Here is a 9188-nt window from a genome sequence, read left to right on the forward strand (position 1 = left end):
CCACCCCAACTCCCCCCACCCCCGGTGACACACCGCAGCGTTCTCGTGACCGGAGGGAACGAACCCGGTGAGTCGTTCGTCACACAGGCGGGGGCGCCGCCATACGGGAGGGAGCAGGGGGAAGGGAGTTCTTGCCCGCCTCTGTCGCATTGCGCGACTCCATGGCACGATCACCCAGGCGCCGGAAGTTACTGACGGTTAATCAGTTCTCTTGGCGTGAGTCATCAGCGCCGGGACGGGTTTGGGGGCAAGGGCTATGGGAGCCGGCAAGCGGAGCCTGACCATGGCGGCCGTGGCCGTGGTCTGCGCGTTGACCGTGCTGGGCGCACCGGTCACCGCGTACGCGAGCCAGACGCAGCCGACCGACCCGACACCCACCCCGACGCCGACCCCCTCCCCCTCGGGCACGGGCACCGCCGACGCGGACTCCGCGCCGGTCACCAACGAGGAGTTGGAGGCCGTACGCGCGAAGCTGGAGGGCCTCTACCACGACGCGGCGGTGGCCACGGACGCGTACAACGCGGCGGAGGAGAAGGCCGACAAGCAGTCCGCCGAGATCGTCGATCTGGCGAACGAGATCGTCAAGGGCCAGGAGAAGCTGGACAAGTTGCAGGACCTGATCGGTGCCGCGGCCCGCGCCCAGTACCGGGGCGGCAGTCTGCCGCCCGAGGTGCAGCTGTGGTTGAGCGAGAACCCCCAGGAGTTCCTGGAGGGCGCGGACCGGCTGCGCCAGGGGCAGTTGGCGACCAAGGGTCTGCTCGCCGAGATGAACCGCACGCAGGACGACCTGGAGCAGTACTCCAAGGACGCCTCGGCGCGCTGGCAGAAACTCGAGGCGAACCGCAAGGCCAAGGAGAAGGCCAAGAAGAAGATCAAGAAGCAGATCGCCGCCGCCGAGAAGCTGGAGGCCGATCTGGAGGACGACGAGCGGGAGCGGCTCGCGAAGCTGGAGGAGGACGCCGCGCAGCAGAAGCAGGCCGCGTGGCTGGACTCCGGCATCCTCGACGAGATCGACGGCAAGGCATCCGAGCAGGGCAAGAAGGCCGTGAAGTTCGCGACGGACCAGATCGGCAAAGCGTACGAATGGGGCGCCGAGGGCCCGCGGACGTACGACTGCTCCGGCCTCACCAGTCAGGCGTGGATCGCGGCCGGCCGGGGCATCCCCCGCACCTCGCAGGAGCAGTGGCGTCAGCTCAAGCACGTCCCCGTCGAGAACATGCGCCCCGGCGACCTGATCATCTACAACGCCGACGCGAGCCATGTCGCCATGTACATAGGCGACGGCGCGATCGTCCACGCCCCGCGCCCGGGGCGGACGGTGACGATCGCGGGTGCGGGAACCATGCCGATCCTGGGAGTCGTACGCCCTGACGCGTGACCGACGGGCGACGTGGCCGACGAGCGACGTGACCGGCGGGGACGCGACCGACCGCAACTCACCCGCGCTCCATCCGCGTTCCGCCCGTCGTACTCGCCCTCAACCCGTGCGCATTACGCCCGCAATGCACCGAAATCCCGCGAATCCGCGAGCCGCTCGGCGGCCAAGTGACCCATCACACGTGACTCTCACCACCTTCGGCCACCGGCTCAACCCCCATCGCGTGACATTCGTCATCCCTGGGGAAAGCCCTGTCATGTCCAAATGCGCTACTGGATGCGGCATATGACGGTGGCCGATTGCCGTCCGGCGCCTCGCCAAGCATTCCGTTGCGGCGGCGCCTGACGCTAAGGTCCCCGTCGGTGGGTCGAGGTCCCTCGCCCCGCCCGTGCCCTCGGGGGGAGGGAAGGAACCCAAGACGATGCCCGTACCCGTACCGCGGCAGAGAGCCATCCCGGCCGTGGAGAGTGGTCAGGCGCACGCCATGCCCGCACCCAGCGGCCCATCCGGAGAGGGGGCGGCCCTGAACGCCTCGGCCCAGGCCCCTGCCGACAAGTCCACACACCCGGCCCATCCGGCCGCCGGTGCCGTCGCCCCGAGCGGCCCCACCAACCTCACGGTGCTGCTGATCGAGGACGACCCGGCCGGTTCGCTCAACGTGCCCGAGTTGCTCGACTCCGCGGGCAAGCCGATCCGTGTCCGCACCGCCCGCAATCTCACCGAGGCCCAGCGGCTGCTGACCGACGACGTGAACTGCATCCTCCTGGACCTGGCGCTGCCGGCCCCGGCCCGCCCCGAAGCCCCGGCCTCGTCCGGCGGCGGCACCGCCACGGAGACCATCACCGACATCGACGAACTCTCCGTCCTCAAGCACGTCCTGGAGCTGGCCCCCCGCCACGCCGTCCTCGCCCTCACCGACTCCGGTGACGCCGAGCGCGGCACGGAGGCCGTGCGGGTCGGCGCGCAGGACTATCTGTTCCGTGACGAGCTGGACGGCCGGCTGCTGAGCCGGGCGATCCGTTACGCGGTGGAGCGGAAGCGGTCGGACACGGCCGAGCGCCGGCTCACGGAGTCCCGGCTGCGTGCCCAGGAGAACGCGCGCCTGGAGCGGGGCCTGCTGCCGACGCCGCTGCTGGAGGGCTCGTCCCTGCGGTTCGCGGCGCGCTACCGGCCCGGCCGTTCCCGGGCGCTGCTCGGCGGCGACTTCTACGACACCGTCCGCACGCCCGACGGCACGGTCCACGTCATGATCGGCGACGTCTGCGGGCACGGCCCGGACGAGGCGGCGCTCGGTGTGGAGCTGCGCATCGCCTGGCGGGCGCTGACGTTCGCGGGGTTGTGCGGTGACGAGCTGCTCTCGACGCTCCAGCGTGTCCTGGAGCACGAGCGGGAGAACGACGAGATCTTCGCGACGCTGTGCACGGTCGACATCGCGCCCGACGGCCGTCGCGCGGGCCTGTGCCTGGCCGGCCACCCGGCGCCGCTGATCGTCCGCCACGGGCGGGACGGCGCCGCGCCGCCGGCCGAGCTGCTGCCGTACGACAACGGCGGCCCGGCCCTCGGGCTGCTGCCGAACGCGCGCTGGCCCCGCACGCAGATCGAGCTGGGCGCCGCCTGGAGCCTGATGCTCTACACGGACGGGCTGATAGAGGGCCGGATCGGTGAGGGCAAGGAGCGGCTCGGCCAGGACGGCATGGTCGCGATGATCCGCCGCCAGCTGGCCGCGGGCCTGCGCGGCGAGGAACTGCTGCGCGCCGCGGTGAACGAGGTACGCGACCTCAACGGCGGCGAGCTGACCGACGACGTGGCCGTACTCCTGCTGGACCGCGAGGGCTGACCCTCCCGGCCCGCCCGGCCTGCCCGACGCACCCGGCGGTCCGGTCGTCCGGCCCGCACGGTCGGGTGAGGGGTCAGCGACCGCCGTTGTACGGCCCGTACGGTCCGTCGCTGCTCGAGCCGCGGCTGCCGCCCCGGCCACCGCCGCCGGAGATCTGCCGCACGGCGGGGCGCACGTCGACGATGTAGACGATGCTGGCGATGAGGCCGATGATCGGCAGGAACGACAGGAGCGGGAACAGCACGCTCACGACGAGCGCGATCCCGAGGATGATCAGCCAGAACACCTTGGTCTGCTTGTCGGTCGCCCGGAACGCGTCCTCACGCCGGAACGTGGCGTCGATCAGCGCGAACGCGGCGAGGGCGATCACTGCGAGCTGCAACAGTCCCATGAACCCAGCGAAGCCGTTCATCAGCATGCTGCCCACCACCACCCGTTCTCTTCGCCTTCGCGGTTCTCACGGTCACGGTCTTCCGAACACTCCTACGGGGCCAACCGTACCCGTAGAACGGGCCGGACACCCCAAAGGTGCCCGGCCCGTCCCCGTACCGTTTCCTCCGGCGCCGCACCGTCCTCCGGTGGGCGCGTACCCCCTTACTTGGCGGGCGGCGTGGTCTTCTTCGCGGTCGTCGGCTTGCGGACCGGAGCGGCCTTCTTCGCGACCGGCTTCTTGGCGGCGGCGGCCGGCGCGGGCGCGGCCTTGGCCTCGGCGGGCTTGGCCGGCTCGTCCTTGACCGCGACCGGCTCGGCCTTGGGCGCGGTGTTCGGCTCGACGGCGATCGCGAGCTCCTCGATCTCCTCCGCGGCCTCGCCGCGCCAGGTGCGCACGGCCTGCTCGCCGTGCTCGGCGACGCGCTCGTAGGTCTCACGGGCCTTCACGGCGTACTCGGCGGCGACGCCGACACTGCGCAGCGCCAGGTCCTGGGCGCTCTCGCCGAGCTTCTTGAGGTCGGTGTCCAGGGTGCCGATCAGCTCGGTGACCTTGGTCTGGAGGGTCTCCTGCGTCTCCTTGACCCGGGCGGTCGCCTTCTCCTGGACGGCCTTGGGGTCGGTGTTGCGCACGGCGTCGATCCTGGCCGGCGCCTCGGTGCGCAGCTGCTCGACGAGGCCGGGCACCTTCTTGGCCTGCTGGAGGGCGAGGTCGGCGGTACCGGCGGCGAAGTAGAGCGGCGTCGGGTCGGTGACGGCCTTGCGGATGTCGTCGGTGATGGCCATGGTGATGGTCCTCCGGGTCTGGCGTTCGGCTGAGGGTTTGTGTGGGTCCGGCCCGCGGTCGACGTCGTCCACGGGTTCCGCGTCCGAGTCGGTCAACGCGTCAGACGTGCTCGGCGTAATCGACGAGGCCGGATCTCCGGTCTGTGCGGGTGCGGATCCGCGTCGATGCGGGTCCGCGCGTACGGGGTGGTGCGGTCGAGCGGTCGTGCGGTTCTACGGGGTCTGCGGTTGTGCGGTTGTGCGGTCCGAGGGGACTTGGCTCCGTCATCTCGCCGTCAGCCGCGGACCGGCACCGGCGCCGCCGCCGTCGGACGCGGGAGAAGCGGGGCCGGCGGCCGCTCCGGCGCCGTTGCCGTCGGCGGTCTCCGCGTCGGCGCGGTCCGCGTCCCGGAACGCACCCGGGTCTCCGTCCTCGCCGTCGCCGTCGCCTATGCGGACCTCGAACCCGTTCTCCTTGCGGAAGGACTCGTAGATCTGGAGCAGCACCTGCTTCTGCCGCTCGTTCAGCGTGGGATCGGCGAGTATGACGGCGCGCGTCTCCACCTCGTCCCGGTCCCGCTCGGCGTCGAGGATCCCGGCCCGCACGTACAGCGTCTCGGCGGAGATCCGCAGCGCCTTGGCGACCTGCTGGAGCACCTCCGCGCTCGGCTTGCGCAGCCCGCGCTCGATCTGGCTCAGATACGGATTGGACACCCCGGCGGCGTCGGCGAGCTGCCTGAGCGACAGCTGCGCGTTTCGCCGCTGTTCACGCAGGTACTCACCGAGATTGCCGACGTTGAGCGTTGCCATGCCTCCACCATGCCCCACCCCCGCTAACTATTGCAAGCACCTGCTTGCAAAAGTGCGCCACGCCACGTCGCCCGACCGAGCCGGCATACGTCGGCGGAGGCGTTGCCGAGTACCTGAAGGCGCCCCGCGGCGGCCCGGCCTCTCATGGCCCCCGCCGCCTTCCGCTTCCAGCGCCTGACCCCGCATGCCGCGGCCGCCCCGCGCGTCACGGAGGCCGTCAAGAGTTAGCCCGACCCTCGACCCCGAAAAGGCAAGGTCTCGTTGACAATTTCAGATTGTCAAGGCGTACTTGCCTCATGACACTCCCGGATCTGGACGATCTCATCGCGGAAGTCGACCGGCGGTGCGACACCGCGCACCGCCCCGGTGGTCAGGAACAGCCCGACTGGCTCGCGCTGCTGACGGTCGCGGCGCAACTGGCCGGTCAATTGCAGGCGTTGGCGGACGACCTGGTCGAGGACTATGTCGAGCACTGTCGTATGCACGGCTCGTCGTGGACGGACATCGGCGGAGCGCTCGGGGTGAGCCGGCAGGCGGTTCAGCAGCGTTTCCACGCCCCGCACAAGCGCTACGGGCCCGAGACGATGACCGAGGGGCTGCGCCGGGCCATGGTCCACGTCAAGCAGGCAGCCGTGCACCACCGCAACAACTACGTCGGCACCGAGCACCTGTTGTGGGGGCTGACCGCGGAGGACAACACCGCCACCCGGCTGCTGCGGGCCGCCGAGATCGCGCCGGAGACGGTCCACCGCTCGGTCGGCGACCGGCTGAGCATGGGCGCCTCACAGGCGGCCGAGCGGATCGCCTGGACGCCCTACTCCCGCAAGGCGATCGCCCTCGCCGAGGCGCGCTCCGGGGAGCGGGGTGCCGAGCGCATCGATTGCGACGACCTGCTGGTCGGGCTCGCCGGGGTCGGGCGCGGGGTCGCCGCCGACATCCTGACGGAGGCCGGTTTCGACCCGGCCGCCACCGCCACGAACGCGTAGCCGCCGGTATCACCGCCGGCGACGATGCGGCCGACGCGACCGACGCCGCAGCCATCAAGGCCGCCGATGGCCCTCCTGCCGACGCCGGGTCGGCGGAAGCCGGATGATCGCCGCCGACCGACCGCGTACGGAACGTGACACATAAAGCCTTGACCTCAACTGTGCTTGATCCGCGAGGCTTTGCGGGTGACTTCGTCTTGGGCTTCCCGTCTGCTGCCGTCCGCGTACCGGCCCCTGTTCGGCCACGTCGAGTTCCGGCGGCTGTTGCCGGCGCTCGCGGCCTCGGATCTCGGGGACGGGATGAGCGTGGTGGCCGTGGCGTGGCTCGCCGTGGAGATCGCGCCACCCGACCGGTCCGGGCTGCTGGTCGGCGCCGCGATCGCCGCGTACGCGCTGCCCGGGGCCGTGGGGGCGCTCGTCTTCGGCCGGTGGCTGCGGCGGATGCCCGCCCAGCGGCTGCTGGCGGCCGACAGCTGGATCCGCGCCACACTCCTCGGCTGTGTGCCGCTCGCCTGGCTGCTGGGCGTACTGCACCCGGTCCTGTACGTCGTCCTGCTCGCCGGTTCGTCGGTGCTCCACGCCTGGGGCAGCGCCGGCAAGTACTCCCTCCTCGCCCGCATCCTGCCGCCGGAGCAACGGCTCGCCGCGAACGCCCTGGTCAGTTCGAGCGCCTCCGCCTCCATCATCATCGGCCCCGCCATCGCCGGGTTCCTGGCGACCGTGCTGAGCCCCGCCTGGATCATCGGCATCGACGCCGCGTCCTTCGCCGTACTCGCCTTCCAGGTCGGCCGGCTCGGCGGCGCCGCGACGACCGCGGAGACGGCCGCGCCCGTCGACACCGGCCAGTCGGCGGCCGGGCTCCACCTGTTGCGCAGGCAGCCCGAACTGCTCGGCGTCCTCGCCCTGACCTGGTTCTTCAACTTCCTCTACGGCCCGGTCGAGGTCGCGCTCCCGCTCCACGTCACCGCCGATCTGCACGCCGAGTCCAGTCTGCTCGGGCTGTACTGGACGTTCTTCGGCGTGGGTGCCGTCGTGGGCGGCCTCACCGTCGGCGCCCTGAGTCGACTCCCGCTGTGGCCCGTCACCCTGGCGATCGTCGCCGGGTGGGGCTGCGTGCTGGTGCCGTTCGGGCTGGGCGCCCCGGCCGCCGTGACCCTCGCCTGCTTCGCGCTGGGCGGCGTGATCTACGGCCCCTTCACCGCCCTGTCCTACACGCTCTTCCAGGACCGTACGCCGCCGGCCTGGCTCACCACGGTCCTGGCCGCCCGAGGCGCCGCCCTCCTCACCGCCGCCCCCGTCGGCACGGCCCTCGGCGGCCCCCTCACCGCCGCGCTGGGCCCCCGCCCCGTCCTGGCCGCCTCCGGCCTCGCGACCATCGCCCTGGCCCTCGTGGCCACGGTGCTGTGGGCTTGGGGGAGCAGGCGTGGGGCCATCGGGGGCGAACCGAAGGACGAGACGAAGGGCGAGACGAAGGGTGACCTGGAGGGTGGTCCAGTGGGACGCCTGGAGGCTGGCCTGGCGGAGTCGGCTGAGGCGGGGCCGCTGTCCGGCGAGAGCAAGTGAGGTGGCGGCGGACGAGTCGATGGGCAGGAGCGGTGGCACTCGGCCCCGTGCCCGGCAACGCCGCTGACACACGCCCTTCGCGGTCGTTCCCCGATAACTCGTTGCCCGCGTCCGCATACGCCCACTACGGTTGCCCGCATGACTGCCGGGTCGGCCTTGGGCCGTGAGCGGATGGGTTGCCCGGCCTCTGAGTGAGGTCGGGGCGGGCCAGGGGTCCGCCTGTCGTGGCGCGTGGGAGCACCGCGCCACAGCACACCAAGGACAGCGCGTGCATCGCGCCGTATGACATCGCCTGCACCTCGTTGCACCGCACCGCGCTGCTCCTCCTTTCCCGCCGTGACGCGCACAGCGCGGCGATCACCCCTGCCAACACACCACGACACCCGCGACGCTGCGGCGCTCTGTCGCGCCTCGGCCCCCGCGCGTCGTCGTCGGCATCGTCATCGACAGAAAGCTGAGAATGCCCAACCCCTTCAACCAGCCGGTCATCGAAGAGTTCCGCGCCAACCACGGCAAGGTCGGCGGCATGTTCGAAGGCGCCCGCCTGCTCCTCCTGACCACCATCGGCGCCCGTACGGGCAACCCGCACACCACCCCCCTCGGCTACCTCCCCGACGGCGACGGCACGGTCCTCGTCATCGCGTCCGCCGGGGGATCGCCCAAGCACCCCGACTGGTACCGGAACGTCCTCGCCAACCCCCGCGTGACCGTCGAGAGCGGGGTGTTCACCTACGAGGCGGACGCCGTCGTCCTGGACGGCGACGAACGCGACCGGGCGTTCGCTCGGGCCGTCGAGTCCGACCCGGGGTGGGCCGAGTACCAGGCGAAGACGGACCGTACGATCCCGGTCGTCGCCCTCCGCGAGGTCCCCGTGGCCGGCCCTCCGCACATCAACGCCGGCTCCATGGGCGAGGCCATCAAGGTCGTCCACGACGCCTTCCGCCGTGAACTCGACCTGATCAAGCAGGAGTTGATCGCGAGCAGTGGCAAGGCCACCCTAGGCGCGCAGCTCCGCGTCAACTGCCTCACCTTCTGCCAGGGGCTGCACAACCACCACACCGGCGAGGACACCATGCTGTTCCCGTTCCTGGCCGACCGGCACCCGGAGCTGGCCCCGACCCTCACCCGCCTCGGTGAGGAGCACGAGCGGATCGCCGCCCTGGTCGAGGACCTGCGCCGGGTACTGACGGCCACGGAGAACGCCGGCCCCGGGGCCGTACTCGCCGACGTGGAGCGGCTCATAGCCGAGCTCGAAGCCCATCTCGACTATGAGGAGCAGCAGTTGATCCCGGCCCTGGACGCCGCCTCGGCCGCGGGCTGACCCGGCGGGCGGCGGGTGGGCCGCCCCGGACACGGACAAGCCGGTGAGCGGCGGACGAGCCCCCTGGGGGGGGAGATCGGGCTCGTCCGCCGCTCACCG

General features: G+C 71.5%; 8 protein-coding genes. 5 read left to right on the forward strand and 3 right to left on the reverse strand.

Annotation, left to right across the window (positions count from 1 at the left end; translation table 11 throughout):
- Nucleotides 1-256 precede the first annotated feature (256 nt).
- The gene (locus AOK23_RS40525) at nucleotides 257-1378 is read left to right on the forward strand and encodes a C40 family peptidase (RefSeq protein WP_055717417.1); all 1122 of its coding nucleotides are present in this window, start codon (nucleotides 257-259) and stop codon (nucleotides 1376-1378) included.
- Between the two features lie 421 nt (nucleotides 1379-1799).
- Nucleotides 1800-3215 carry a PP2C family protein-serine/threonine phosphatase gene (locus AOK23_RS40530; protein WP_055717418.1) on the forward strand — a complete coding sequence of 472 codons (1416 nt, stop codon included), beginning with the start codon at nucleotides 1800-1802 and terminating at the stop codon, nucleotides 3213-3215.
- Nucleotides 3216-3288: 73 nt separating this feature from the next.
- Here the strand turns inward: AOK23_RS40530 and AOK23_RS40535 are convergent, their stop codons facing one another.
- The 3 genes from AOK23_RS40535 to AOK23_RS40545 form a co-directional block, all read right to left on the reverse strand.
- Nucleotides 3289-3633, reverse strand: a complete 345-nt coding sequence (locus AOK23_RS40535; RefSeq protein WP_055717421.1) for a DUF2516 family protein — start codon at nucleotides 3631-3633, stop codon at nucleotides 3289-3291.
- A 176-nt stretch (nucleotides 3634-3809) separates the two neighbouring features.
- Nucleotides 3810-4430, reverse strand: a complete 621-nt coding sequence (locus AOK23_RS40540) for a hypothetical protein (RefSeq protein ID WP_055717422.1) — start codon at nucleotides 4428-4430, stop codon at nucleotides 3810-3812.
- A 264-nt stretch (nucleotides 4431-4694) separates the two neighbouring features.
- Nucleotides 4695-5219 carry a helix-turn-helix domain-containing protein gene (locus AOK23_RS40545; protein WP_055717419.1) on the reverse strand — a complete coding sequence of 175 codons (525 nt, stop codon included), beginning with the start codon at nucleotides 5217-5219 and terminating at the stop codon, nucleotides 4695-4697.
- Between the two features lie 296 nt (nucleotides 5220-5515).
- Between AOK23_RS40545 and AOK23_RS40550 the strand changes: the two genes are divergently transcribed.
- The 3 genes from AOK23_RS40550 to AOK23_RS40560 all read left to right on the forward strand — a co-directional run bounded on the left by AOK23_RS40550 (nucleotide 5516) and on the right by AOK23_RS40560 (nucleotide 9089).
- Nucleotides 5516-6205 carry a Clp protease N-terminal domain-containing protein gene (locus AOK23_RS40550; protein ID WP_240496790.1) on the forward strand — a complete coding sequence of 230 codons (690 nt, stop codon included), beginning with the start codon at nucleotides 5516-5518 and terminating at the stop codon, nucleotides 6203-6205.
- A 186-nt stretch (nucleotides 6206-6391) separates the two neighbouring features.
- A complete protein-coding gene (locus tag AOK23_RS40555) occupies nucleotides 6392-7768 on the forward strand; it encodes an MFS transporter (protein WP_206336426.1) in 1377 nt (458 codons plus the stop codon).
- A 460-nt stretch (nucleotides 7769-8228) separates the two neighbouring features.
- Nucleotides 8229-9089, forward strand: coding sequence for a nitroreductase/quinone reductase family protein (locus AOK23_RS40560; protein WP_055717420.1), 861 nt, complete (start codon nucleotides 8229-8231; stop codon nucleotides 9087-9089).
- Nucleotides 9090-9188 lie beyond the last annotated feature (99 nt).

The sequence above is a fragment of the Streptomyces torulosus genome (assembly GCF_001419765.1).
Classification (GTDB): Bacteria; Actinomycetota; Actinomycetes; order Streptomycetales; family Streptomycetaceae; genus Streptomyces; species Streptomyces torulosus.

Coding starts and splice junctions, on each gene's coding strand:
- AOK23_RS40525 (WP_055717417.1), top strand. CDS start 257: ATGGGAGCCGGCAAGCGGAGCCTGACCATGGCGGCCGTGGCCGTGGTC.
- AOK23_RS40530 (WP_055717418.1), top strand. CDS start 1,800: ATGCCCGTACCCGTACCGCGGCAGAGAGCCATCCCGGCCGTGGAGAGT.
- AOK23_RS40535 (WP_055717421.1), bottom strand. CDS start 3,633: ATGCTGATGAACGGCTTCGCTGGGTTCATGGGACTGTTGCAGCTCGCA.
- AOK23_RS40540 (WP_055717422.1), bottom strand. CDS start 4,430: ATGGCCATCACCGACGACATCCGCAAGGCCGTCACCGACCCGACGCCG.
- AOK23_RS40545 (WP_055717419.1), bottom strand. CDS start 5,219: ATGGCAACGCTCAACGTCGGCAATCTCGGTGAGTACCTGCGTGAACAG.
- AOK23_RS40550 (WP_240496790.1), top strand. CDS start 5,516: ATGACACTCCCGGATCTGGACGATCTCATCGCGGAAGTCGACCGGCGG.
- AOK23_RS40560 (WP_055717420.1), top strand. CDS start 8,229: ATGCCCAACCCCTTCAACCAGCCGGTCATCGAAGAGTTCCGCGCCAAC.